This is a genomic window from Paenibacillus sp. V4I7, from assembly GCF_030817275.1.
Taxonomy (GTDB): domain Bacteria; phylum Bacillota; class Bacilli; order Paenibacillales; family NBRC-103111; genus Paenibacillus_E.
On sequence record NZ_JAUSZD010000002.1, the window covers coordinates 2,946,763 to 2,972,404 of the forward strand.

Sequence of the window (25,642 nt, forward strand, 5' to 3'; positions counted from 1 at the left end):
TAAAAAAGGATACGTTCAGGTTTAAGATGATTATAAAGATTGACGTCGACACAATATGTGTATATACTCATATTTATGAGAGAACATAATTCAACTTCAGATTTTTCAGGGACGACCGATTATACAGCAGAGTGCGCTTGCTTGAATTTAAGAAAAGCGTCCCGGTTCATTACCAGTTTATATGATGAATATTTAAGACCAGTCGGGCTTCGGGCAACCCAATTGTCTGTCCTTATGGCACTTGAACAGGCCGGGTCTGTCACCATTACATCTCTCTCCGAAATACTTCTGATGGATAGGACCACATTGCCACGGGATCTCAAGCCGCTTGAGAGACAGGGCTGGGTGTCGATCACGGAAGGGGAGGATCGCAGGAAACGATTTATTGCTCTGACACCCGACGGCCGGGACCTGCTTAAGCGTACGCTGCCGTTATGGGAACAGGCGCAAATCCGTATTCGAGACTATATGGGCGATGACCCTTATAAAGGTTTGCTTGGTCAATTGTCTGATATCGTTAAGCTGAATAGGCGAGATTAATTTTTTTTCACCTAAAAGGTGTATATACACTTAATGAGAAAGGATAGATGAAAGTGGCCGATATGAAAAAACATCCAACAGTTGTGCGTTACTACGAATCCTCTGCGCAATCCGCCACTCTTGACAACGAAACGCTTGATTATGAGTGGATACGTGAATTGTGTCTTGAGGCCGGAGCTGACGATGTCGGGGTTATATCCATTGAACGCTCCGAATTGGATGATCAGCGTGATGACATTCTGTCCGTATTTCCGCATGCTAAGACGATGATCAGTTTCGTTGCCAGAATGAATCGAGAACCGATCCGCACACCAGCGCGATCCCTTGCCAATATTGAATTTCATCATACCGGCGATAAGGTAGCTGAGACAGCCCATCATATCGTGTCCGCGTTGGAAGCGAGAGGAATACGGGCTTTAAATGCAGCAATGGGTTTCCCGATGGAGATGGATAAGTTTCCCGGCAAGACCTGGGTCGTATCGCTCAAGCCTGTTGCCGTTGCGGCAGGGTTAGGCCATATGGGCATCCATCGCAACGTGATTCATCCGAAATTCGGAAACTTCATTCTGCTTGGCGCCGTTATGATCGATGCCCGGGTCAACAAGGAAGACCGGCCGATTGACTACAACCCGTGTCTGGAATGCAAGCTTTGCGTATCTGCCTGCCCTGTGGGCGCGATCGGTGCGGACGGACAATTTAATTTTTCTTCATGCGCTACGCACAATTATCGTGAGTTTATGGGCGGTTTCAGCGACTTTGTGGAAACGGTCGTGGACAGTAAGAACTTCAAAGAGTACCGGAATGAAGTACCGATAACCGAAACGACTTCCTGGTGGCAAAGTTTGAGTTTCGGGGCTAACTACAAAGCGGCTTATTGTTTATCGGTTTGTCCGGCGGGCGATGATGTGATCGGGCCGTTTCTGAAAGACCGTAAAGGGTTCATGAATGATATATTAAAGCCGTTGCAGGCCAAAGAGGAGACGATCTATGTAACCCCGGGCTCCGATGCGGAAGCGTATGTCATGAAACGTTTTCCCCATAAAACGGTAAAACGCGTCGGGAATGGACTCAGGCCGAACACGATCCGCCTTTTGATCACCCTGATGCCTCATGCATTCCAGCCGAAGCAGGCGTCGGGTTTAAACTGCACCTATCATTTTACTTTCACCGGAGATGAAACGAAACAAACAACAATCGACATCCGTGACAATAAGCTCCAGATTAGGGACGGTTTTCACGGCAAGCCGGATATTCAGATTACGGTGGATAGCAAAACGTGGCTTAAGATCGTGGCGAAGGAAAAAAATGTGGCTGCGGCATTGTTGACAAGAAAACTTCGGATCAAAGGGAACCCCAAATTGTTGATGAAATTTGAGAAATGCTTTGCTTAATAAGAGTGTGTATACACTATTATGCATAGTGGGATTGAATCCGATGCATTATTGGAGAAAGAAGGCAATCATTGGTGGTTCGATGAGAAGCATGAAAAAACATTCAAAACCGAAGGCGGCGAACGATATGCCTATCTCACAAACCATTGATCAATTAGCGATCGATATGATTTAAGTTGAAGGTTGTCGATCGACGCTTTGAACCACGCCGGGCACATTCGTTCGAGCGGAATCAATCATTTATAGAGAAAGGATTGATTTTTATGAAAATGGATTCCAACACAATTCTTATAACGGGTGGAACATCCGGGATTGGATTCGAGCTTGCTACTCAGCTCGTTCAGCTTGGGAACACCGTAATTATTACCGGGCGGGATCAGTCCAAGCTGGATCTAGCAAAAAAGAAACTTCCATACGTTTACACATTTCAGTGTGATGTAAGTGATCCAAAGGCCATTTCCGACCTTTTTGAAAAAGTAACCAGTCAATTTCCAGAACTGAATTTTCTGATCAATAACGCTGGGGTTATGCGTAAATTGAACTTTCATACCAAAGAGGTTGATTTAGAGGATATCAGTAGCGAGATTGAAATTAACCTCAGCGGTTCGATCCGGATGGTGAACCAATTCTTATCGCATTTAAAGGCGAAGAAATCCTCTGCGATTATGAATGTCTCATCCGCACTTGCATTTGTTCCTTATCCGGTATTGCCGGTATATTGTGCGACGAAAGCCGGTATTCATTCTTTTACACAATCACTGCGAATGCAGCTAAAAAATACGAATATTAAAGTGTTTGAATTAGCGCCTCCAACTATTCAGACCCCTTTAATTAAAGCTCTTGATGGTTACGAGATCAAAGGCGTAAAGCCAATGGATGCCGGTAAGATGGTTAGGTACGCAATCAAGGGTTTGGAAAAGGATCGCTTTGAGATCCTGCCGGGCCAGAGCAGTGCGCTGAAGTTTATGAGTCGTGTTGCACCTCAGTTTATTTTAAATCAGATGAGTAAAACCGTTGATAAAATGCTGGCTCAAACCAAGAGTTAACTATACGGAACTGTATTCACGCATCGGTCCATTCGGGCCTAGATGCCAGAAGTCGATTAAGCTAACGGAGAACGTTAGTTGAATAAAACTGCGACAGTCTAGGACTTTATTTTCCTGTCCATAACTGTCGCTGTTTCTATTTCAGGGTCAGTCTAATACTTATTTTACGGGACCTTACGTTCTAAATATTAAAATGGCCGCCTAGGATCGGCAAGGTCAGTCTAATACTTTGTTTTCCTTCTACACCGACGCAAGAACCGCGGCTGCGGTATGCAGAAAACAGTAAGTAAAAAGTAGTGCTTTTGGAGAAAGTATGGTATAGTAAATTCAATAACTGTAATATTTTACATGACAGTTTAAGTGGCAAGGCTTATGAAATCAGAATTTATTCATAATGGAGGTAATGCTAAAATGAATAATCAAAAAATCCAACCTGCCTCCAAGCTAGGACCTTTATTCGAGTCCTCCAAGCTTGGAACTTTGAACCTAAAGAACCGGGTCGTCATGGCTCCAATGACGAGAGCTTTCTCTCCAGGAGGAGTGCCGGGTCCTGATGTGGCCGCTTATTACCGTCGCCGTGCTGATAACGGTGTTGGGCTTATTATTACGGAGGGTACTCTGATCAATGATCCGGCTGCCACCAATAATCCGAATATTCCGAATTTCCATGGGGAGGAAGCGCTAAAGGGTTGGGCTCGCGTCGTCGCGGAAGTACATGAAGCCGGCGGGCTGATTATGCCGCAGCTATGGCATATCGGCACGGACCGTAAGGTAGGAGCCGTTCCGAACCCGGAGGAGCTGCCGATCGGACCTTCAGGCTTGGATCTCGCGACCGGGGAAAAAGTCAATGAGCCGATGAGTCAGGAAAGGATCGATTCCGTTGTTGCCGCTTACGCACAAGCGGCGGCGGATGCCAAACGGATCGGCTTTGACGGGATTGAGCTTCATGGCGCCCACGGCTATTTGATCGATCAGTTTTTCTGGGAGAGAACGAACCAGCGCACCGACAGCTATGGCGGAGACCTTGTGAAAAGAACCCGTTTTGCGGCTGAAATTATTGCGGCTTGCCGTCGCGCGGTAGGACCCGATTTCCCTATCCTACTACGGATATCGCAATGGAAATCAAGTGATTACGAGGCGAAATTGGCAGCCAATCCGGATGAACTGGCCAAATTCCTTGCGCCGCTTGTAGAAGCGGGTGTTGATGTATTTCACTGCTCGACCCGCCGCTTCTGGGAACCGGAGTTCGCCGGTTCCCACCTGAATTTCGCAGGCTGGGTTAAAAAATTAACCGGCAAACCTACAATCACTGTGGGCTCCGTAGGTCTGGATAATGAGTTTCTATCTTCGTTTAGAGGGGAAAACGCAGGTACGGCGAACGTGGATACCTTGACCGACAAGCTTAACAATAGAGAGTTCGATCTGGTTGCAGTCGGCCGTGCGCTGCTGGTTGATCCGGCATGGGCGGCTAAGGTCCGCGATGGCCGGCTTGACGAGCTGAAGCCTTTCACCCCTGAAGCGCTGCGTTCGCTATCTTGATTCTGCTGTAATTCTAACCTTTTGTTTATATGATTGGGCACTCCGAGTTAGTGGGAGAGCCTGTTTTTTTGTTTGACGACTTAACATGTGTTATAGCCATTCCTGCAATTGGCGATAGCGGGCGGAATTGATCGGTGGCCTTTTCAGAACTAACGGGCAGGATAATACGGTAAGTTAGTGAATTTATTATTATGGAATCTTGCTGGAATTTCTCTAAAGAGTGGTGAGTAAAGTCATGGATCTAAACAATTTCTTATGTAAAATCTTTATTGATACTGATGTACAATACGAGTATTTTAGAACGCAAGCTGCGCTATTCTCAGTTCGCCATCTATTATAATTGAAAGAGCATGACTTTTGGCATAGAGCATGAAATTTATCATGCTTTAGCGATCAAATGTTGTGCTCTTTTTGATGTAAAGACATGACTTTCCACAGGTTTGCATGCGCGCTATTCTTGTTAAAATCTAAGTAATGAAAACAAAAGAAGGATAGGCGTGAAAATACTTGGCTTAACGGTTCGATTCGTCCTTGTGGTTGTTGTTATTACATTAGTGGTTGGAACTTTGTATGAAGTAATTTGTTTTCTGAACTATTAAGAGACTAGGGTGTACGCTATCCAAATATGTACCGCGGAGGTGTAAGGGAACATGAAGGTAACAAACCGCAAATTAATGGCGCTGTCCATAATTCTACTTGTCTTTCTTGGTTACTCCTTTTTCAGTTCAAATCACAAAAAAGACATCGTGAAAGCTCAAGATGCGATGACAACAACGAATGAAATTTCGAACACGCCAGACGAAACGGCTATTTTTGCAGGTGGCTGCTTCTGGTTGATGGAAGAGGTATTTGAGAAGCTTGATGGTGTGTTAGGCGTTGAAAGCGGCTATACGGGAGGCCATAAAGAAAATCCTACTTATGAAGAAGTGGGGTCTCAAACTACGGGACATCTCGAATCGGTGGAAGTTCGATATAACCCGAATCAGATTTCGTATGATAAACTACTGCAAATTTTCTGGCGAAACGTTGATCCAACGGACGCAGAGGGACAATTTGCTAATCGCGGCAGCGAATATCAAACCGCCATATTTTATAAAAACAATGAACAAAAGGAGTTGGCTGAGGCGTCCAGAGATGCTTTAGTAGCTTCAGAAAGGTTCAAAAAACCGATTATAACGAAGATTGAATCTGCATCGACGTTTTACAAGGCGGAAGCAGAGCATCAAAACTTTTTCAAGAATAACCCGATCAGTTTCAAAATCAATTTGCTCGGCTCCGGCCGCGATGCAAGCTTAGAAAGAATCTGGGGGAGTGACAGAAACGTGAACATTCAAAAAGGTTTTAATAAGGAAGAAAAGCTGAAAACGCTGACCAAACTCCAATATGAGGTCACTCAACATGGGGTGGACGAAGAGCCATTTAACAACGAATACTGGGACAACAACGAGCAAGGCATTTACGTGGATATCGTTTCCGGCGAGCCGCTGTTTAGCTCGAAGGACAAATTTGATGCAGGTGTAGGCTGGCCAAATTTCACAAAACCACTGGAGCCCAACAATCTGATTGTGAAAAATAGCTATGGCTTTGTGTCTGTAGCTCCCGAGGTTAAAAGCAAGAATGCCGATTCATTTCTTGGCCACAAGTTCAATAACGGTCCCAAACCAACGGGAGTACGATACTGCATTAATTCAGCGGCTTTAAAATTTATACCGAAGCATGAACTTGAAGAAAGAGGCTACGGTGCGTATGTCCAGCTTTTTGATGAACAGTCATGATGAGTTCGATTTTCATAAACCAAAAACAGCTTTCGAAATTTGATTTACTCCATTTACGGTAGAGTAGTTAAACCAGCTATTGGAGTTGGAACAAATTTAGAGCAACTGTCGCCGCATAATTTGCCGCATGCTTGGAAGGTGCGATGGGTACTATATTTAAGGATGCGAGTGGTTATGTACTAGCCATGAATATGAGCATCGCTATCAGAGGGCATATAAATCAGAGTGGTTGTGGAAAGCGTTCGCGGAAGCCCATCTAGTTTGCCTTATGCCAAAGCAACCCGTGGTAATATCGAATTAGTACCGAACGCAGTTGGTTTATCAGCGCACAAAAAGTATAAAATAATCCAGTAATAAAAGGAGAGTTTCGGAAATGGTAAAAATGGAAAAGAAATTGTATACGGCTACTGTAAACGTTAAAGGCGGAAGAGATGGCAAAGCTGTTTCCAATGATGGCAATCTTAACTTGGACTTGAGATATCCTAAGGAATTAGGGGGTAACGGAGCTGGAACAAATCCAGAACAACTCTTCGCTGCAGGATTTGCCGCATGCTTTGAAGGTGCGATGGGTACTATTCTTAGAAAAAAGAATATTAAAGCGGAAGGTATAACAATCGTTTCTAATGTTACGCTTGGCAAGGATGCGAGCGACGGCTATGTACTAGCCATGAATATGGACATCACTATAAGTGGCGTAGAAACAAGCGTGGCTGAGGAAATCGTCGCGGAAGCCCATCTGGTTTGCCCATATGCTAAAGCAACCCGTGGCAATATCGAAGTAGTAACAAACGTAGTTGGTTAATCAGCACTTACTTCGTCGTGATACATATTGATCCATACGTGTATCCGGTTTTGGTTGTGATTACTTTCACGGTTTATGCAGCAATTTTCTGGGTCGTTCGATACGTTAAACGAAAGAACCTGTAAGCTTTCGATGAATGAATCAATGATTCGTTACGCTAACGGAGAACTATAGGCTGAATAACAAAAGGTCAGTTTGCTTTTGCAGACTGACCTTTTGTTATTGTTTTCTTATCAGGGGGATCGCTATTCATGAAGGCCCTGTCTCACTTTGCACTATTTGTAAGCACCCGTGCTGATAGCAGGTACTTACTTGAATTTCTATTTCCCAAGGAGCCTCATAACTGACGCCAAGAAACTGATTGCCTTGGTAAATGGCGATTGCAAATGGGGGTTCACCCAGCTCATTCTCAAGCGTAGGATATACAAGAACGTTTTGTTTCCCAGTAGGAAGAGAACGACCTAGGAATGGCGTATAGCGGTATTGAATTGGATCCACACCCGGCTCGATTTTACTTAAAAACCAATCTGATGCTATCAGTCTTTGATAAAACCCGTCCATGAATGGATTCTCCCCGATATCGTACACGTAATTTCCGTTCGTTCGAACCGCCTGTGATCGGCTGAAGTTAAAGTATGTGATGGCTTTAACCTGAGGAAACAATCGCGGCAGCAAACCGTACATGTACCCCAACTGGCTTTCCGCCCAGCTCCAGTAAGCTTTGTTAGTGGGTAAATACGTGTGAGCAATAGCTCCCTCTGAAATCATAATAGGCTTATGACGATAGCGGTCGTAGAGAGGGGCGAAGGTATCGATAACGGTGCCCTTTAGCTGTTCTTGACCTGCTGAGAAGGGGGTGCTATACAAGGGAAAACCGACCCAGTCCACGTAAGAGTCCCCTGGATAGTAGTCATCGATCGTATCCGGCGGCCAGAAATTAGGAGACCACACCATAGCTACATTTGGAGCATCTTCGGCCATAATGTCGTGAATAAGACGGAATTTCTCAATATATTTCTGGGGTTCTCCGTGCCATGGCACCCATGCTCCGTTCATCTCCGAAGCATACCGTAGGAAGATCGGAATGCCGGAGGCCTTGGCTTCACGTGCGAAACGGCGGACGTATTCGTCATCCTGCACGTCATCTATGCCGTAGCGCGGTTCCCAACCAATCTGGAGTGCACCGTCAAGCGCCTTCACTCTTTCGGCAGTCCGAGCGGGGAAATATGTGTTCGTATCGGTCTGCACCTTCCGCCATCCAACATAAGCCAAGTAAAGAGCGTGCTTGCGTCCGTATACGTCTTCAATCTTCGTAACATCATAGCCGACCCTGCGATCTGCCCCGAGCATGCCGATATACGATATCATGGTCAAATTTTTAAAGCTTCGATACAAGTTAATGCCGTACATCTATTCTCTGGAGGCGCTATTTCTCATAGAGGCATTTGACTTCCGGGAAGATGTGCAATCGCATAACGTAGACGATCAATTCATGTTCGGACCAGCACTTCTAGTTTGCCCAGTCACAACAGCGATGTATTACGGTCCGGAATCCCGTAAGCTTCACGGCGTAAGCAAGTACCGCAACGTCTACCTTCCCGTCGGCGATTGGTACGATTATTGGACGGACGGGCGTACGGAGGGCGGAAGGACAATAAAATCCAAAGCCAACCTAGAGACGATGCCGCTATATGTCCGTGCAGGATCCATCGTTCCGCTGGGAACGAATATCCAGTATGCTGACGAACATCCGGCAGGGGATATTCGTTTGAAGGTTTATCCCGGCAAGGATGCTATATTCATCTTTTATGAGGATGAGGGAGACAGTTATGGTTACGAGGAAGGAGCTTTTGTCACAATTGAGATCCAATGGAACGAGGCTTATGGATTGCTGGCGAAGCCGGTCAATGCACGATCTCTTACCATGGTGAGCCACTCACAATCAGGCAAGACGATGTCAGCTAATCCGGGTAACTCCGACAACTTCAGCATGGCCAAGCTGTTCCAAAAGTTTGGCCATGTTATTATTTCTCCGCAAAGTCCGTTATATATACCTGATGAGATCAGATCAAAAATTGACAACGCTTTCTCAAAAATTTTGGCTTACCGGTGAGTACTGCAGGGATGTAGTATGGGATTAAGGGAGGAACGAACATGGAACTAGATACGCAGCTAGCAAGACCTTCAGCCAAAGTAGGTGAGAAAGCGCTTTTATGGAAGCGGTTTAAACAGCAAAAGATGCTTCATTTATTCGTTGGGCTAGGGATGATTTTCTTACTGATTTTTTCCTACACGCCTATGTTCGGCATCATCATGGCGTTTAAGGATTACAGCATCTCATCCGGCATTAAGGGCATTTTCACCAGCGAATGGGTCGGTTTAAAATATTTCGACGAATTCGTAAATGATTACCAATTCGGAACCATCGTTCGCAATACGCTCATGTTGAGCTTGCTGAAGGTAATCTTCACCTTCCCCGCACCGATCATTTTTGCGATCATGCTTAACGAAGTGAAACACATGGCCTTCAAACGATTAGTGCAAACCGTCAGCTACTTGCCTCACTTCATTTCATGGGTTGTCGTCGTCAGCCTCGCCTTCTTCTTCCTATCAGCAGACGTCGGACTTGTGAACAAGGCGCTATTGGGACTTGGTCTCATAGACAAGCAGCTCGATGTTCTGACCAATGCGAACTACTTCTGGGGACTGGCGGTCGGAAGTGCTATGTGGAAGGAGATGGGCTGGTGGACTATTATCTTCCTGGCGGCCATCACGGGCATCAATCCGGCTCTATACGAAGCGGCGCAAATCGACGGTGCCGGGAGACTGGCACGTATCCGCCACATTACGATTCCAAGCATGAAGGGAACGATCATTGTCGTCCTTATTCTCACAATTGGCAGTATTCTCGGCGGTGGTCTGGTCGGCTCGAACTTCGAGCAGGCGTATCTTCTTGGGAACACCATCAACAATCCAACCTCGGAGATTGTTCAGACCTATGCGTTTAAAGTCGGCCTACGGGATGGTCGTTTCTCATACGCAGCAGCCATCGACCTGATCCAATCCTTCATCTCGGTTTTGTTGATCTTCTCCAGCAATTACATCGCCAAGCGAAAGTCGGATTCAAGCCTATTCTAGTGAAAGGAGGAACGTTCGTGCTCCATAACCAAAAACAGAAGGACATTCTTCTAGACAGCATGATTTACGTGGTTCTACTCATCATCATGCTCACCATGTTGTATCCGTTCTACTACGTTCTGATCGTATCGTTCAACAGGGGATCCGATTCGCTTCTCGGAGGCGTATACTTGTGGCCCCGAAGTGTTACTTTAGAAAATTACAAAACATTCTTGGCAGATCCAAAATGGTTTCGCGCTTTTCTGGTTACGGTTTCCCGAACGGTGCTGGGTACTACGCTGGGCGTTCTATTTACATGTCTGGTTGCTTATGGTCTTTCACATCGGAATCTGTTATTCAGCAAATTTTACTTCACGGTTATTATTTTCGCGATGTATTTCTCCGGCGGCCTCATTCCGTACTACGTATTGCTACGCTCGATCGGTTTACTGAATACGTTCGGTGTATATATCATCCCGTCCATGCTCAGTACTTTCTTCCTGCTTATTGCTATCTCGTTCTTCCGTGAGATACCCGGCGAACTGATGGAATCCGCTCACATGGACGGCGCGAGCGAATTTGTCGTTTTTTTCCGGATCGTCCTGCCGGTTTCGATGCCGCTCATCGCGACGATGTCCTTGTTCATGGGCGTAGGTCAATGGAACTCATGGCTGGATTCGGCTTACTTTGTACAATCGGAGAGCCTGCGAACGCTCACATACCGCATGATGGAAATCATCAACAAGTTCAATTCGCCGATGGATGCGCTCGCAGTCGCGAACGGCTCCTCGTCGGGAGTAACGAGCTTCTCGCTTCAGGTGACGGCGATGGTTGTCTCGATAGCGCCTATCGTGTGCATATACCCGTTCCTGCAGAAGTACTTCGTCCAAGGAATCATGCTTGGCTCTGTCAAAGGATGAAAGCTTGCATCGATATTAAAGCATTTGCTTTAATATACAAATCAACAACATTGGAGGGGTCGTCTTGAAAAGAACAAAAGGTTACAAAGTACTTGTCACGGCACTGGCATTTGTACTCGTTCTGATGCTGTTGTCCGCCTGCAGTAAGGTCAATAACAGTGGCTCGAATACAAACCAGGGAGCCGAAAAGAACAACGCGTCTTCCGTGGGGAATTCGGCGGAGGAGCTAACACTGTTTATCGATGCACCATGGTACCCTGTCAAGGAATGGAAAGGTCCGATCGCTGATAAAATCACCGAGAAGACGGGAGTTAAGTTGAAGGTGACAGTAGCAACGGACGACAAGCAATTGCCGCTGATGATTGCATCGGGAGATTTACCGGACTTAGTGTTTACGTATGGAAATGTTAGCCGGCTGTCTGACTCGAAACTGTCTTATCCCTGGAATGAGCTGATCGAAAAGTATGCGCCTGACTTTAAGATTGATAAGACGCGGATTGCAATCCATACGATGGATGACGGCAACTTCTACACGATCCGCAATGCTTTCGCAACTCAGGAAGAATGGGCGGCAAATAAATACGCATTGGGCAACAACGGCAATCCGGGCATTGCCGTACGTGAGGATATCTTGAAGCAACTCGGGAACCCACCCATTAAGACGCTGGACGATTTCGTCAACGTGCTGGGCATGGTTAAGGACAAGTATCCAGACATGGTACCGCTTATTATGGACAAGGAATGGATCGAGCAATACTTTTTGATGCAGTTTGGCGTGGATGCGACCTTTGGCAGTCCCTGGTTCGAACAAGGAGGCAAAGTAGACTTTTTCATTCGCCATCAGAAGATGAAGGAATATTTCAAGTTTATGAACAAGCTATACCGAAGCGGCTACATCATGGCGGAAAACTTCGCACACGCCAACGATAAGATCGACGATCAGTACGCGACAAGCGGTAAAGCGTTTGCCCACATGTATACGGTGAGTGTCGCCGACAGCGACAATGCCGTGGTCAAGCGCGAAGGGGGCGCCTTCACATTCAAGATGCTGCCGACCTCTCTGTCGAGTGATGCGAAAATTATCAGCGGAGGGGTTGGCTTCGCAGGTACGTTCATTACGAAGAAAAATAAAAATCCTGAGAAGTCGATCAAATTGCTGCAGTACTTGGCAACCGACGAAGGTAAGAAGCTCACGATGTTCGGAATCGAGGGAGAACATTGGACCTGGAACGAAGAAGGTTATCCGAATCTGAAGTATAATCCGAATAACGCCCAATTTGTCGAAAGCAATGGGATTAAATGGTGGTATCTGTATAACGATGGCATAACGGAAGGGCTATGGAGCTACGTACCGGGTACGATGACGACCCAATCGCTCATGGAAATCAAGAAAATTACCAAGTATAAGCCGGAGCTTGGCCTGATTCAGGCAGGGCCGGACTCAAAAGAGAGAACAATGAGGACCAAGATTGATGAAATGATCAAAAACGAGAAGGTCAAGGTATATCTAGCCAAATCCGAAGAGGAAGCGATGGCCAACTACGAGAACATGGTCAAGAATGCAGAGCAGCTCGGACTGCAAAAACTCGTTGATTGGGCTAATGAGACCTACCAGAAAAGGAAAGATTTATTCAAGTAAGCAAACGGTAACCGGTAGGGGCAATTATGCCTCTACCGGATTTTGGTTGCTCATGATATGGTTATAAGGAAATTCTGAAGGCAGAGGTATCTGTGATCATGAGCATAGTCCGCAAAATTATTGTTGGTTACATCGTACTGATTTTTATTCCAGTCATCGTTTTTGGATACTACTACTACAATCAAATCTATGGAAATCTGACGAAGCAATTCGTTGAAAGCCGGCAAAAGATACTGGAACAAGCATACGCAAATATGAAAGCAGATCTAACACGAATACAATCCATCCATCGTCTCCTACAATACAATCCATATGTGACTGATTATCTGGATGGCCTTTATGAATCGGACGCCGAGAGTATCTTTGCTTATACGCGTTATATCAATCCGATATTCACACAATCTTTTTTTTCCAACCCGGAGATAGAATCGCTGAGAATTTATAAGATAAAGCAACAGGTACTCACAATCACCGATCGGTTTATCGACACATCCTTGCAAGGGGGAGAAGCTGACGAGATTTCCCTTTCGTTGAAGCCGGGTTATGGAAAGTGGACACTGCTCGAGCCACAAGCTCCGGAACCACAGCTAATCTATTATCAGAATATTTATAATAACAATATAACCGAGAAACTTGGACTTCTAGAGATACGTATCAACTGCGATTTGATTCATAGGTTCTATAAAGCAGCAGGGGTTGAAGGGAACTGGAAGTCCTCTTTACTGTCTGAGATCGGCAAGCCATTGGTCAATGGAGAAGCTACATCGAGACTTGATGATAAAACACTGAAACTGCTAGAAGCGAATGAAAGCAATGCTTACGTTATCACTAGGCAAACGATCGTGAATCAACTGGATATCAAGGAACTTGGGGTTCGAATCGTCATTATGGGGAAGGTAGAAGAAGTATTTCGCGCTGTAAAAGAAAAGGAAGCTGTACTGATCTTAACAATATTCGCTTTTCTGGCAGCCTTGTCCTTTGCTTACTATCTGCTTGCATCAACCATCACAAAGCGCATCCTTCGGCTTGCAAGACATATGCGCAATCTTGGTGACGATAATATGAAGTTGATTGTCAACCGCCATGACAATCAAGATGAAATAGGATTTCTCATCAACACATACAATAACATGATCAACCGAATGGATGAGCTTATCAACAACGTCCATCGCGCTGAATTACGAAATAAAGAAGCTGCCTATCAAGTGCTTCAGGCGCAGATCAAGCCGCATTTCTTGTATAATACCCTGGAAACGATCCGGATGCTCGCCGAAATCGCCAATAACAAAGAGGTAGCGAACATCTCGTTCTGGTTCGGGAAACTGATGCGCTACAGCTTGTCTTCTCAAAAGGAAGAAACGGTGCTCGCGAGGGAAATTGAGACGGTAACCTTTTATCTCAACATTCATAAAATGCGGCTTCTTGACAGGCTGACCTACGAAATTAATGTTAATGTGAATGCAGATAAAATTGCATGTCCGAGATTCATGCTTCAGCCTCTTATTGAGAATAGTATTGTTCACGGAGCGTCAACTGTGATTCGGCCCGTTCATATTCAGGTTCAAGCAGAAGAAACCGTGGATGAAACCCGGATCTACATTATTGACAATGGGGCAGGCATCCCACAAGAGAGATTGCACACCATCCAAAGTAAATTGTATCGCGACATTGAGACGAAACCATTGAGTGAGGGAGGAGGACTAGGGCTCTATAATGTCAGCGAGCGTATCAAATCTTTCTATCGTGGCGCGTCTCGGCTGGAACTTACAAGCGAACAGGGTAAAGGCACATGCCTGACCATCATAATTGATAAAAGGGACGGCGAGTAAACGATGAAAATACTGATTGTCGATGACGAGCCACTGATTCTGAAGGGTCTTATGAAGGTTGTTAATGAAGTGGCGCCTCCTGGTACGAAAGTTCGTGTGGCAAATAACGTGTCTGAGGCACTTGTGGTCATGCAGGCATATTTGCCGGATGTCACGGTTACGGATCTGAATATGCCGGAGAGGAACGGATTTGAATTGATCGAGGAAGCTCGAAAAGGCGGATTGTGTGATCGATTTATTATTTTGACTGGATATGAAGATTTTGATTATGTTCGTAAAGCGCTGCGCGTAGGCGTCGTGGACTATTTATTGAAACCGATCGACAAGAATGAAATTGCGAATCTACTGGCGAGAATTGCAGAGGATCTACCTCCCGACTCGGATTCGGATTACACTATTCATTCCAAACGGATCCTTCTTTACATGGAAAGCCATTACATGCAAGACCTTTCGTTGGGGCATCTTGCGGATTTAATGAATCTTCATCCGCACTATATCAGCAGATTGTTCAAGAAGGAAACAGGCGATAACTTTGTAAATTATTTAAACACACTGCGAATCAGAGAAGCGCAGAAACTGCTGAAAGCTCGCTGGCATCTTCCTGTAAATGTGATCGGACAGAGGGTTGGGTTTGAGAACAAGCATTACTTTACGAAGGTTTTCAAAAAATATACGGGTATCACTCCAGGAGCATATCGTGAGGATGGAGTGACTGAATCTACCGATGGAGGGGATAGTTGTTGACAGATCTTAAGTTGTTATTTAAGAGTCCGGCTACGAAATGGGATGAGGCACTGCCGATCGGTAACGGCAGGCTGGGAGCGATGGTGTATGGACAGACTCAACTGGAACGATTGCAATTAAACGAGGACTCCGTCTGGTACGGCGGACCACGGGACCGTAATAACCCGGATGCAAAGGCAAATCTTCCGGAAATCCGACGTTTGATATTTGAAGGAAAGTTGAAGGAAGCTGAGAGGCTCGCTGTCTTGGCGTTGTCCGGTTTGCCGGAATCGCAGCGGCATTATTTGCCTCTCGGTCACCTTTTTCTTGACTTCTCTCTTCCAGACGGCGAACCGGATAATTACGAACGTACACTTGATATGGAAAAAGGCACCGTTTCGGTCACCTTCAGTCAGGGCGGCGTTTTATTTAGACGCGAGTTCTTTGCCAGTTACGTTGATCAGGCAATCATTATGAGGCTTACAGCAAATCGGTCTGGTGCAATCGGTTTCACCTCACGTCTGGAGCGTGGCCGTTGGCGGTACGCTGACAATGCCGGACGAGAGGGAAACAACGCGATCTGGATGAGCGGGAATTGCGGTGGTGAAGGGGGCAGCCAGTATGGTGTAGTGCTGAGAGCAACAGCTGAAGACGGCACGGTAAAAGCAGTCGGCGAGCACCTGGTCGTGGAGAATGCAAGTAGTGTGACACTTGTTCTGTCCGCCGCAACTACATTCCGTTTCCTTGATCCGCTGGGGGAAGCAAGGGAGAAAGCGGAGAGTGCCGTTCTTCTCGGTTATGCAGCGCTATATCGGCACCACATAGACGACTATTGCGAACTGTTCGGACGAGTATCGCTGTCGATGGTTACGAAAAACGTGGAAATCGGACGCATGAGCCTATCACAACGCATGGACAGGCTCAGCGGTGGAGAATCTGATCCCGACCTTTTTGCGCTCTATTTTCAGTTCGGCCGTTACTTGCTCATATCCTCCAGTCGGCCTGGCTCGCTGCCCGCTAATTTGCAGGGCATCTGGAACGAGCAATTCCTTCCGCCGTGGGACAGCAAATATACGATCAACATCAACGCGCAGATGAATTACTGGCCGGCGGAATCGTGCGCGCTTTCCGAATGTCACGAGCCTCTCTTTGAGTTGCTGGACCGGATGCGCGAGCCCGGCCGGCATACGGCGTCCGTCATGTACGGCTGCAGGGGGTTCACTGCTCACCATAATACCGATATCTGGGCGGATACTGCTCCACAGGATACATGGCTACCCTCCACCTATTGGCCGATGGGAGCCGCATGGCTCTCGCTGCATTTATGGGAGCATTACCAATTTACAATGGATGTGGAGTTTCTCGGCAGCGCATACCAAACCTTGCGGGAAGCTGCGTTGTTCTTGATCGATTACGTCGTGGAAACTCCGGGCGGTGAGTTGGTTACCTGCCCATCTGTGTCACCGGAGAATACATATATCCTTCCAAACGGAGAATCGGGCGTACTATGCGCCGGACCATCGATGGACACGCAGATCATTCGTGAACTATTCAAAGCAGTACAAGAGTCCGAACGGATACTCGGCATTCAAAAAAGTGAGGCTCTAGGACCGGAGTTGCAACGGGTACTGATGAAGCTTCCTCAGGAGAAAATTGGACGGCACGGCCAACTTCAGGAATGGTATGAAGATTATGAAGAGGCGGAGCCGGGTCATCGCCACATCTCCCATCTATTTGCCTTGTATCCCGGCAGCCAGATCACGCCCGATGGCACACCCGAACTGGCGGCAGCGGCACTTCGCACGCTGGAGAGGCGGTTGGTGAACGGTGGAGGCCATACCGGATGGAGTCGAGCATGGATCATTAATTTCTGGGCTAGACTTAGGAACGGCGAGGAAGCGTTGAACAATCTTATCGCGCTTCTCACGCATTCAACGCTACCAAATTTTTTCGACAATCATCCGCCTTTCCAGATTGATGGAAATTTTGGCGGTGCGGCTGCGATCGCTGAAATGCTTCTTCAGAGCCATGCCGGCGAGATACATCTTTTGCCTTCGCTACCACAGGTGTGGCATTCGGGGAAGGTGACAGGTCTTCGTGCCAGAGGCGGCTTCTCGGTCGACATTGAGTGGGCGGAAGGAACTCTAAAATTCGCTCGGGTTGTTTCTTGTAAAGCCGCTGCCCTATGCAAGGTGCGTAGCAGCATCAACGTATCGGTAACGGCTAACGGAGCACCGGTCGATGTCTGGCAGGAGAATGGAGTCGTCGTCTTCGAGACCGTTGTTGGAGGAGTTTATAACCTCGAGGCGTCCATACCGAACATTTTTGGGCCATCTGGGCGGTAAAATTTCGGTACAACTAATTTCCTTTTAAAAATCGGGATGTTTTATCGAACGAATATCCGAGTAAGCAGCTGATGCTAGAAGAAGTGAAGCAACGCACCTATACGATTATGAAAGAGGCGCAGGTGGTGATCAACGTTTCCTAAGCTCACCTTTACACTCGGTGTCGGCACACCACATCTTGGTGTCGACAGCTTGATTCGTCAAGTTTGGCATAAATCTTCACATACACACGAGATGAAGTATAATGAGGTTTCTTATATAGATATTACTGATTTTTTCCGATCTATGATTTCGTACAACCTTTTCCAAATGTTTTTTCCCAAGTAACATACGACTCCATTTGACACGGAGAGTTTGGTACTGTCTTGTTATTTGTCAAAAATATATTGAACTATTAAATCATTGAATTAGGGAGCAGTGGCGGCTACTGCTCTTTTCATTTATTCGAAAGAATAGCTAAGCTTCGGTAGCATCGCTGCGAGCGACACATGGTCACATTACTAGCTGCTTATATTAGAGGTATTTTCATGTCCAATAAATAAAATGAATGTGCATTGTCGAGATAATCTTGTCGCTAATGGGTATAGTTTCTTGTCGTTAAAAAAAGTTGAAGTACAACGACATGAAGTTCCCTATTAAGAAACCTTGATAAGTCAAAGGTTTCTTACAAGTAATTACCCCGAATAAATTCTTGCGGCATGAAAATCCCATCAAAACGTGAGAAATACAACTCTTCGAGGAGTAGTAGTGAAAAAAAGAATCATACAAAATATACGTTTGTATGATTCTTTTGATATAACACTTATTTTTTTAAAAGCGAATGATTTGTTTGAGGGCAGTCGTTTTTTTAATGTGTTACGCCGGACGTCGAATTGGACGAAGGATATGTCCAAATTTAGAAGGACCGCAGAAGGCCTGGGAAATCCTCATTCACCCCTCCTAATTCTGAAATCCTATAACTTTATATAAAAATGGTTCTTGGTCCCAGTAACTAACAACTGTTATAATATCACCGATTTGTGCATAACCGTTTAATACTTTACATTTCATTTCTAACACATCCATTTCCGTGTTCCGGTATATTCTTTTATTTGCCAGGGTGTTTTCTTTTGCTTTGTAAATTTAAGTAATCAGCTTGAATGCACGATTAGCGTTCTAAGAAATAGCATTTCAAGGACTGGAAAAACTGATCGAGCTTTGCGCGGTCGATTGCGCCTAAGACGGCTGACTTCCAATCAGCCGATCTACAATATGCTTGAGCGCTATATTGAGCGTGAGGTGCTTCCCGTCTCTGGGCAAAATGGACTGGGGCAGGTCGTTTTCTCCCCGTTAGCCCAAGGAATCTTAACCGGTAAATACAAGCTAGGACAACCGCTTCCTACCGATAGCCGTGCAGCCAACAACTCCGTGAATGGCGTCATCAACAGCTACCTTAACAATAGCGTCCTGCTTACTGTTCATGAGCTAGAGCAAATTGCACTTGGACTAGACATCACGCTCGTTCAACTTGCCCTTGCATGGGTGCTTCGCCAGCCATGTGTAAGCTCAGCGCTGATTGGCGCGACAAAGCCTGAACAGAATGAAAAAACGACCCTCGCCCCAATAAAAACTGGGAATGAAAGTCATTTTTTTATGCGTATCTTTTAGATTGCTCTTAAAAACTACAGGTTCTTCAATGGCCTCGACTCCCTAAGCTCTCTTCGTTACTCGTAATACGTGCTTAACCTGGCCAAGGAAGGCTTCCAGCATGTAGCCCACAAATACGATCTGAAAGGAAATCCAGATCATCTGAAATGGCTTCACACAATTATTTCAAATGCAAAAGCATTTATTAGTGATAAATAATAACTTAATCTTGATTGTATGGTTGTAAAAGATTATTATGGACTTGTAGATAGGAGTGATACCATGCCTATTATTCAAGCGCTGGACAGAGCATTGAAAATATTGGACTTATTCGACGAGCATACGACTGAGCTGAAAATTACAGAAATCAGCGCAAGAATGGAGCTTCACAAGAGTACGATACACTCCTTATTGAAAACTCTTCAGTTACACGGTTACATCAATCAGGATATAGAAACGGGAAGGTACAAGTTAGGGTTAAAGCTCCTGGAAAAGGGACAGCTTATGCTGCAAAGCCTAGATATCCGTACAGTTGCCCGAAAGCACCTGGCTGCTTTGTCGGAGCAGACAGGTCAAACAACCCATCTTGTTATTCTTGATGGGAAGGAAGGCGTGTATTTGGATAAAGTGGAAGGGGAAAAGGCTGCGATCCGTTATTCCCGAATAGGCCGCAGAATTTCACTTCACAGTAGCGCGGTAGGAAAGGTGCTGGCTGCCTTTAGAACAAAGGAAGAGATCGATAAGCTCCTTCGGAATTACCATTTCTCCAAGATTACAGAAGCGACGATTACGGAGATTGAGGCATTCCTTAACGAGCTGAATCTGGTAAGGGAGCAAGGGTATTCCATTGACAATCAGGAGAACGAACCGGGCGTACGATGCGCTGCAGCACCTATTTTCGAGCATAATGGCTCGGTTGTAGCAGCGATTAGCATATCATCATTGATTTCAACGGTAGATGATTTATTGTTTAAACAGTATATTGCCTTACTTAAGAAAGAAGCAGAAACGATTTCACAGACCCTGGGGTTTCGGCAAGTTTTGTAAAGCATGTCGAGTCCAGGCATTTTTTACACTATTATTTGAGAACACTGTTTTATAATATAAAACAAATTTAGAGGAGTGAGCAATTTATGAAAATTATCCGTTTTATAAATGAAGGGCTTTCACAGCTAGCTGCAGTTAATGACGAAGGGCAAATTTTCGAATTGCTGCAAAGCGATTTTTTAGCTTTGATTCAAGAAGCTGACGAAAAAGAGATTTCACCTCTCGAGTTGGTTTTGAAAATGATCGAAGGCCGTGAAGCGCTAGCATGTCAAGTAGATCAGCTGGAGCTACTCGTTCCAATTGAAGCGCCAGAAGTATGGGCTGCTGGGGTTACCTATGAGCGAAGCAGAGACGCACGGAATTATGAGGCGACCGAAGGCAGACTGGATGCCTTGACCTTTTATGATAAAGTTTATGACGCTGTGCGCCCGGAGATTTTTTTCAAATCGACGGCTGCCCGAACGGTAGGTCCAGGCGGCGAAGTACAACTCCGAAGCGATTCCGTGTGGCAGGTGCCAGAACCGGAGTTAGGTCTTGTTCTAAACGCTATGGGGAAAATCGTAGGATACACCATTGGCAATGATATGAGCTGTCGGGATATTGAAGGCGAGAATCCGCTCTACCTGCCTCAGGCCAAAGTATGGAAGCGTTCCTGCTCCCTGGGACCAGCGATCCGTTTAGCCGAAACGGTAGACGACCCTTACAACTTGCAGATTACAAGCCGAATATATCGCAATGGGGAAAAAGCTGTCGAGGGAACGGCTAATACCAATCAGCTAAAACGAAAGCTTGACGAATTGACCGAATTTTTAATTCGGGATAATGAATTGTTTGACGGGACCGTGCTTCTGACGGGAACGTGTATTGTGCCGCCTAACGAGTTTACACTTGCTCACGGAGACCGGATCGAAATTGAGATTAGCGGTATTGGGAAACTTGTTAATCATGTTGTAGGTGCAGGAAGCTAATCTATAATTATCCGATTGGTAGATAACATACATTTAAGGAGGAATATATATGACATCCGTATTTGTTGGAGGGCAAACTTATTTAAATTATATAAACGGTGAATGGTGTGCAGCCGGCGCTGGGCAAACTGTTCCCAGCATAAACCCAGCTAAAAGAACTGAAGTCGTGGGCTATGTCCAATTGTCGTCATTGGAGGAATTGAACCAAGCCGTTGCCTCCGCCAAAGCGGCGCAGCAAGGTTGGAGAAAGCTATCGGGATCGGCGAGAGGGGATTATTTGTTTAAAGCGGCCAATGCACTTGAGAGACGCATCGATGAAATTGCCGAGACGATGACACGGGAAATGGGCAAAACATTGCCGGAAGCAAAGGGCGAAACTGCACGAGGGATCGCAATCTTGCGCTACTATGCGGGGGAAGGGATGCGGAAAATCGGGGACGTGATTCCCTCCACGGATAGCGAAGCGCTGATGTTTACGACCCGTGTGCCCCTTGGGGTTGTCGGAGTTATTTCACCTTGGAATTTTCCAGTGGCGATTCCGATATGGAAAATGGCGCCAGCCTTAATCTATGGCAATACGGTTGTGCTGAAGCCTGCTCAGGAGACAGCCGTAACGGCTGCCAAAGTCGTGGAATGCATCGCTGAAGCGGGACTTCCTGCAGGTGTATTAAATATGGTGACAGGCAGCGGATCTGTGATCGGGCAAGGTCTTGCAGAGCATCCGGATGTAAACGGAATTACGTTTACCGGCTCCAATCAAGTTGGCAAACGGGTCGGTCAAGCGGCACTAGCCAGAGGGGCGAAATATCAGCTTGAGATGGGCGGGAAAAATCCGATCATTATCGCTGAGGATGCCGATTTGGATTTGGCTGTCGACGCGACGATCAGTGGTGGAATCCGTTCGACAGGACAGAAATGCACGGCAACAAGCCGTGTCATTGTATTGCGTGTTGTGTATGAAGCTTTTAAAGAAAAACTTCTGATCAAATTAAAAGGTATAACAGTTGGTCACGGTCTGGATGCCGGTACATGGCTGGGCCCATGCGCCAACGAAAATCAGCTGCGAACGGTGCAGTCCTACATTCAGAAAGGGATAGAGGAAGGAGCGGAGCTTATATTCGGCGGAGCATCACCGGATCACCCAGATCTCGCCGAAGGCTTCTACATTCAGCCCACCGTGTTCGATAAAGTAACTTCGGAAATGGCGATTGCCCGGGAAGAAATATTCGGCCCGATACTCGCGCTAATTCAGGTCGAATCCATGGAAGAAGCCATTCAACTGGCTAACGATTCGGATTATGGTCTGAGCGCTTCTATTTACACGCAAAGCATAAGCAACATTCTTTTGTTTATTCAAGATATGGACGCCGGTTTAGTAAGAATTAATTCCGAGACAGCCGGGGTGGAGCTGCAGGCTCCGTTCGGCGGAATGAAGCAGTCTAGCTCTCATTCGCGCGAGCAAGGCCAGGCGGCCATTGAATTTTTCACATCGATAAAAACGGTATTTCTCAAAGCGTAAGCGTATCACTTTTGCTATGAAACCTAATTCGGAAGGGTGAGGGTTGATGACAGAGCAATTAAAATCGATTATGGCAAATGAAAATAACGATTTGTTTACTATCCGTACGCACACGCAGGGCCCAAAAGGCTCATTGCCACTAACAAAAGAAATGTTATTGCATGCTCCAAGCGGAGAATTGTTCGGACTTACCCAAAATGTTGGGATGGGGTGGAAACCGTCTCGCCTGAAGGGTAAACAGTATCTGTTGTTAAGCACGCAAGGAGGCATACGTAAGGAAGACGGGAGTCCAGTTGCGCTCGGCTATCATACCGGTCACTGGGAGGTTGGCCTGCTGACGCAGGCTGCTGCAGAGGTGATCACAGAAAGCGGAGGGGTTCCTTTCGCCGGATATGTGAGCGACCCTTGCGACGGTAGGTCCCAGGGCACGGAAGGCATGTTTGACTCTCTTCCTTACCGCAACGATGCAGCGATCGTTTTCCGGCGACTTATCCGCTCCTTGCCTACTCGCAAAGGAGTGCTCGGTGTGGCGACCTGCGACAAGGGACTGCCTGCCATGATGATTGCTCTCGCCGGGATGCACGAACTCCCTTGCGTAATTGTGCCCGGCGGAGTGACATTACCTCCCACGGAGGGCGAAGATGCCGGGAAAATCCAAACTATAGGTGCAAGGTATGCTAATGGCGAAATCAGCCTAGAAGATGCTGCCGACCTCGGCTGCCGAGCTTGTGCCACACCGGGCGGAGGCTGCCAGTTTCTTGGAACGGCAGCTACTTCGCAGGTTATTGCAGAGGCTATGGGCATGACGGTGCCTCACGCTGCGCTTGCACCATCAGGACAGCCCGTATGGGAAGAGATGGCCAGGCAGTCGGCCCGCGCGATGATGACGCTAGAGGAAAAGGGAATCCGGATGAAGGATATATTGACCGAAGCGTCCATCCACAATGCGATGGTTGTTCATGCGGCCTTCGGCGGATCGACCAATTTACTGCTGCATATCCCTGCTTTCGCTCATTCGGCAGGGCTGCCCATTCCGTCTGTTCAAGATTGGATTCGTATCAATAAAGCCGTACCAAGGCTAGTCAGCGTATTGCCGAATGGTCCGGAATATCATCCGACTGTGTGCGTGTTTTTGGCCGGAGGGGTACCGGAAGTGATGCTGCATCTCCGACGTTTGGGGGTACTGAAAGAAAATGCGTTGACCGTAACCGGTGAAACGCTGGGTACTGTATTGGATTGGTGGGAAACGAGCGAGCGCCGTCAACGAATGAGAAGTCTGCTTATGGAAATGGATGGCATCGATCCGGACTACGTAATTATGAGTCCAGAACGTGCCAAAGAAAGGGGGTTGACCTCGACGGTTACGTTTCCTACTGGGAATCTGGCTCCGGAAGGTTCAGTGATTAAATCGACGGCGATTGACCCGTCAACTATTGGAGAGGATGGGGTATACCGTCATCGGGGCAATGCCAAGGTGTTTACCTCGGAGAAAGCGGCTATCTCGGCAATAAAGAAAGGCGGCATTCAAGCCGGAGATATTATGGTGTTGATTGGGCGCGGACCATTGGGTACCGGGATGGAGGAGACCTATCAATTAACCTCAGCACTAAAGCATTTGCCGTTCGGCAAATACGTATCCTTAATTACCGACGCCCGGTTTTCGGGCGTATCCACAGGTGCCTGCATCGGTCATGTTGGACCTGAAGCGCTAGCTGGCGGTCCGATTGGTAAACTGCGGGATGGAGATACAATCGACATCGTAGTTGACCGAAATCGTTTGGAAGGCAGCATCCATTTTCTAGGCGATGGTGGCAAATTGCTGCCCCCAGAAGAAGGAGCCCGTGTGCTTGCTGCCCGCGACCCTCACCCAGAGCTCGCCTCAGACGAAAAACTACCAGCAGATACTCGTTTATGGGCTGCCTTACAGTCTGTCAGCGGTGGAACCTGGGCAGGGAGTGTTTATGATGTGGATCGAATTCTCGCTGTATTGGAAGCAGGTACAAAAGCATTGGCTGTGCAGAACAATTAGGAGGGGAATGATGAGATGACCCATATTACGAACCCAATTTTGCCCGGATTCAATCCCTGTTCCTTCTATTCTTAGGGTAGATGATAATTACTATATTGCCACATCCACGTTTGAATGGTTTCCCAGTGTTCAAATTCATCATTCAAAGGATATTATACATTGGCAGCTGCTTCGTCACCCACTATCAAGAAAGTCTCAAATAAATATGGAAGGCATCTTGGATTTCGGTGGAATCTGGGCGCCATGTTTAAGTTATCATACGGTGTTTATTATTTGATCTACACGGATGTAAAAAGCAGAATTGGAGCTTTCAAGGATACCCATAACTATTTGGTAATAGCTACAGATATTAGTGGGCATTGGTCAGAGCCTATTTACCTAAACAGTAGTGGATTCGATCCGTCTTTGTTTCACGACGATGATGGGCGCAAGTGGCTCGTCAATATGCTTTGGGACGGGAATAAAGTAAGACCTGTTCAAAAATACGAGCAATTCACAAATCATATAATAAAAGGTTGATCTACCGATGCAATGTAGATCAACCTTTTTTTGTATTTTTATTAAGAAAGTAAATGTTTGTTTTAAAAGTAAATAAGCGCGTTTATGTAGGAACATTTGCGTCGTTAGATTTTTTTTCCGACAACAAAAATTGTTCGACAACTATAGGAGGACAAGAACATACATTCATTAGGATCCGCGCGGTGCGCGGGTTTTTCATTTTAACGATGAAAGTTCTTGTCCAAATGCTCAGACATGAACTTACATCGTTACCCGAGTAAAGACAAGA

The 25,642-nt window shown here is 46.4% G+C and carries 19 protein-coding genes and 3 pseudogenes; 21 read left to right on the plus strand and 1 reads right to left on the minus strand.

Annotation, left to right across the window (positions count from 1 at the left end):
* Positions 1–141 precede the first annotated feature (141 nt).
* The 7 genes from QFZ80_RS14645 (at position 142) to QFZ80_RS14675 (ending at position 7,093) form a co-directional block, all read left to right on the plus strand.
* Positions 142–540, plus strand: a complete 399-nt coding sequence (locus tag QFZ80_RS14645) for a MarR family winged helix-turn-helix transcriptional regulator (RefSeq protein ID WP_307545946.1) — start codon at positions 142–144, stop codon at positions 538–540.
* Between the two features lie 47 nt (positions 541–587).
* Positions 588–1,931: an SCP2 sterol-binding domain-containing protein gene (locus tag QFZ80_RS14650; protein ID WP_307545944.1), complete on the plus strand. Its 1,344-nt coding sequence runs from the start codon at positions 588–590 to the stop codon at positions 1,929–1,931.
* A 43-nt stretch (positions 1,932–1,974) separates the two neighbouring features.
* Positions 1,975–2,106, plus strand: coding sequence for a hypothetical protein (locus QFZ80_RS14655; RefSeq protein WP_307559600.1), 132 nt, complete (start codon positions 1,975–1,977; stop codon positions 2,104–2,106).
* 88 nt (positions 2,107–2,194) lie between these two features.
* Entirely contained in the window at positions 2,195–2,977 is a 783-nt protein-coding gene (locus tag QFZ80_RS14660; RefSeq protein WP_307545940.1) for an SDR family oxidoreductase, read from the plus strand.
* Between the two features lie 411 nt (positions 2,978–3,388).
* Positions 3,389–4,516, plus strand: coding sequence for an NADH:flavin oxidoreductase (locus tag QFZ80_RS14665; RefSeq protein WP_307545938.1), 1,128 nt, complete (start codon positions 3,389–3,391; stop codon positions 4,514–4,516).
* A 764-nt stretch (positions 4,517–5,280) separates the two neighbouring features.
* Positions 5,281–6,291, plus strand: a complete 1,011-nt coding sequence (gene msrA / locus QFZ80_RS14670) for a peptide-methionine (S)-S-oxide reductase MsrA (protein ID WP_307555495.1) — start codon at positions 5,281–5,283, stop codon at positions 6,289–6,291.
* Positions 6,292–6,664: 373 nt separating this feature from the next.
* A complete protein-coding gene (locus QFZ80_RS14675) occupies positions 6,665–7,093 on the plus strand; it encodes an organic hydroperoxide resistance protein (RefSeq protein ID WP_307442810.1) in 429 nt (142 codons plus the stop codon).
* Positions 7,094–7,342: 249 nt separating this feature from the next.
* Here QFZ80_RS14675 and QFZ80_RS14680 read toward each other — a convergent pair whose 3' ends face one another.
* Entirely contained in the window at positions 7,343–8,461 is a 1,119-nt protein-coding gene (locus tag QFZ80_RS14680; RefSeq protein ID WP_307564123.1) for a glycoside hydrolase family 26 protein, read from the minus strand.
* Between QFZ80_RS14680 and QFZ80_RS14685 the strand changes: the two genes are divergently transcribed.
* From QFZ80_RS14685 to QFZ80_RS14745, 14 genes and pseudogenes are all read left to right on the plus strand, one after another.
* Entirely contained in the window at positions 8,460–9,206 is a 747-nt protein-coding gene (locus tag QFZ80_RS14685; protein ID WP_307559602.1) for a DUF5110 domain-containing protein, read from the plus strand. The genes QFZ80_RS14680 and QFZ80_RS14685 overlap by 2 nt on opposite strands.
* A gap of 41 nt (positions 9,207–9,247) precedes the next feature.
* Positions 9,248–10,231, plus strand: coding sequence for an ABC transporter permease (locus tag QFZ80_RS14690; protein WP_307545934.1), 984 nt, complete (start codon positions 9,248–9,250; stop codon positions 10,229–10,231).
* A gap of 59 nt (positions 10,232–10,290) precedes the next feature.
* A complete protein-coding gene (locus QFZ80_RS14695; protein WP_373460401.1) occupies positions 10,291–11,130 on the plus strand; it encodes a carbohydrate ABC transporter permease in 840 nt (279 codons plus the stop codon).
* 64 nt (positions 11,131–11,194) lie between these two features.
* Positions 11,195–12,769 (plus strand): extracellular solute-binding protein, encoded by a 1,575-nt coding sequence (locus tag QFZ80_RS14700; RefSeq protein ID WP_307545930.1) that lies wholly within the window; start codon positions 11,195–11,197, stop codon positions 12,767–12,769.
* Between the two features lie 98 nt (positions 12,770–12,867).
* Positions 12,868–14,598, plus strand: a complete 1,731-nt coding sequence (locus tag QFZ80_RS14705) for a sensor histidine kinase (RefSeq protein WP_307545928.1) — start codon at positions 12,868–12,870, stop codon at positions 14,596–14,598.
* A 3-nt stretch (positions 14,599–14,601) separates the two neighbouring features.
* Positions 14,602–15,342, plus strand: coding sequence for a response regulator transcription factor (locus QFZ80_RS14710; protein ID WP_307545926.1), 741 nt, complete (start codon positions 14,602–14,604; stop codon positions 15,340–15,342).
* Complete coding sequence (locus QFZ80_RS14715; RefSeq protein ID WP_307559604.1) at positions 15,339–17,666, plus strand: glycoside hydrolase family 95 protein; 2,328 nt, start codon at positions 15,339–15,341, stop codon at positions 17,664–17,666. Before QFZ80_RS14710 ends, QFZ80_RS14715 begins: the two co-directional genes overlap by 4 nt.
* Before the next feature lie 1,206 nt (positions 17,667–18,872).
* Positions 18,873–19,313 (plus strand): annotated as a pseudogene (locus QFZ80_RS14720) (aldo/keto reductase); the annotation flags it as partial.
* Positions 19,314–19,391: 78 nt separating this feature from the next.
* A pseudogene (locus QFZ80_RS39000) lies at positions 19,392–19,499 on the plus strand (IS1595 family transposase); the annotation flags it as partial.
* A gap of 75 nt (positions 19,500–19,574) precedes the next feature.
* Positions 19,575–20,339 carry an IclR family transcriptional regulator gene (locus QFZ80_RS14725; RefSeq protein ID WP_307559606.1) on the plus strand — a complete coding sequence of 255 codons (765 nt, stop codon included), beginning with the start codon at positions 19,575–19,577 and terminating at the stop codon, positions 20,337–20,339.
* 86 nt (positions 20,340–20,425) lie between these two features.
* A complete protein-coding gene (locus QFZ80_RS14730; protein ID WP_307545920.1) occupies positions 20,426–21,307 on the plus strand; it encodes a fumarylacetoacetate hydrolase family protein in 882 nt (293 codons plus the stop codon).
* Positions 21,308–21,356: 49 nt separating this feature from the next.
* Entirely contained in the window at positions 21,357–22,826 is a 1,470-nt protein-coding gene (gene gucD, locus QFZ80_RS14735; protein WP_307545918.1) for an alpha-ketoglutaric semialdehyde dehydrogenase GucD, read from the plus strand.
* A gap of 46 nt (positions 22,827–22,872) precedes the next feature.
* Positions 22,873–24,855 (plus strand): YjhG/YagF family D-xylonate dehydratase, encoded by a 1,983-nt coding sequence (locus tag QFZ80_RS14740; RefSeq protein ID WP_307559609.1) that lies wholly within the window; start codon positions 22,873–22,875, stop codon positions 24,853–24,855.
* A gap of 15 nt (positions 24,856–24,870) precedes the next feature.
* A pseudogene (locus QFZ80_RS14745) lies at positions 24,871–25,320 on the plus strand (family 43 glycosylhydrolase); the annotation flags it as partial.
* Positions 25,321–25,642: the final 322 nt, after the last annotated feature.

Bases quoted from the DNA above. Each gene is read 5' to 3' on its own strand.
- QFZ80_RS14650 (WP_307545944.1), top strand. From the start codon at position 588: ATGAAAGTGGCCGATATGAAAAAACATCCAACAGTTGTGCGTTACTAC.
- QFZ80_RS14655 (WP_307559600.1), top strand. From the start codon at position 1,975: ATGCATTATTGGAGAAAGAAGGCAATCATTGGTGGTTCGATGAGAAGC.
- QFZ80_RS14660 (WP_307545940.1), top strand. From the start codon at position 2,195: ATGAAAATGGATTCCAACACAATTCTTATAACGGGTGGAACATCCGGG.
- QFZ80_RS14665 (WP_307545938.1), top strand. From the start codon at position 3,389: ATGAATAATCAAAAAATCCAACCTGCCTCCAAGCTAGGACCTTTATTC.
- msrA (WP_307555495.1), top strand. From the start codon at position 5,281: ATGACAACAACGAATGAAATTTCGAACACGCCAGACGAAACGGCTATT.
- QFZ80_RS14675 (WP_307442810.1), top strand. From the start codon at position 6,665: ATGGTAAAAATGGAAAAGAAATTGTATACGGCTACTGTAAACGTTAAA.
- QFZ80_RS14685 (WP_307559602.1), top strand. From the start codon at position 8,460: ATGGTCAAATTTTTAAAGCTTCGATACAAGTTAATGCCGTACATCTAT.
- QFZ80_RS14680 (WP_307564123.1), bottom strand. From the start codon at position 8,461: ATGATATCGTATATCGGCATGCTCGGGGCAGATCGCAGGGTCGGCTAT.
- QFZ80_RS14690 (WP_307545934.1), top strand. From the start codon at position 9,248: ATGGAACTAGATACGCAGCTAGCAAGACCTTCAGCCAAAGTAGGTGAG.
- QFZ80_RS14695 (WP_373460401.1), top strand. From the start codon at position 10,291: ATGATTTACGTGGTTCTACTCATCATCATGCTCACCATGTTGTATCCG.
- QFZ80_RS14705 (WP_307545928.1), top strand. From the start codon at position 12,868: ATGAGCATAGTCCGCAAAATTATTGTTGGTTACATCGTACTGATTTTT.
- QFZ80_RS14710 (WP_307545926.1), top strand. From the start codon at position 14,602: ATGAAAATACTGATTGTCGATGACGAGCCACTGATTCTGAAGGGTCTT.
- QFZ80_RS14725 (WP_307559606.1), top strand. From the start codon at position 19,575: ATGCCTATTATTCAAGCGCTGGACAGAGCATTGAAAATATTGGACTTA.
- QFZ80_RS14730 (WP_307545920.1), top strand. From the start codon at position 20,426: ATGAAAATTATCCGTTTTATAAATGAAGGGCTTTCACAGCTAGCTGCA.
- gucD (WP_307545918.1), top strand. From the start codon at position 21,357: ATGACATCCGTATTTGTTGGAGGGCAAACTTATTTAAATTATATAAAC.
- QFZ80_RS14740 (WP_307559609.1), top strand. From the start codon at position 22,873: ATGACAGAGCAATTAAAATCGATTATGGCAAATGAAAATAACGATTTG.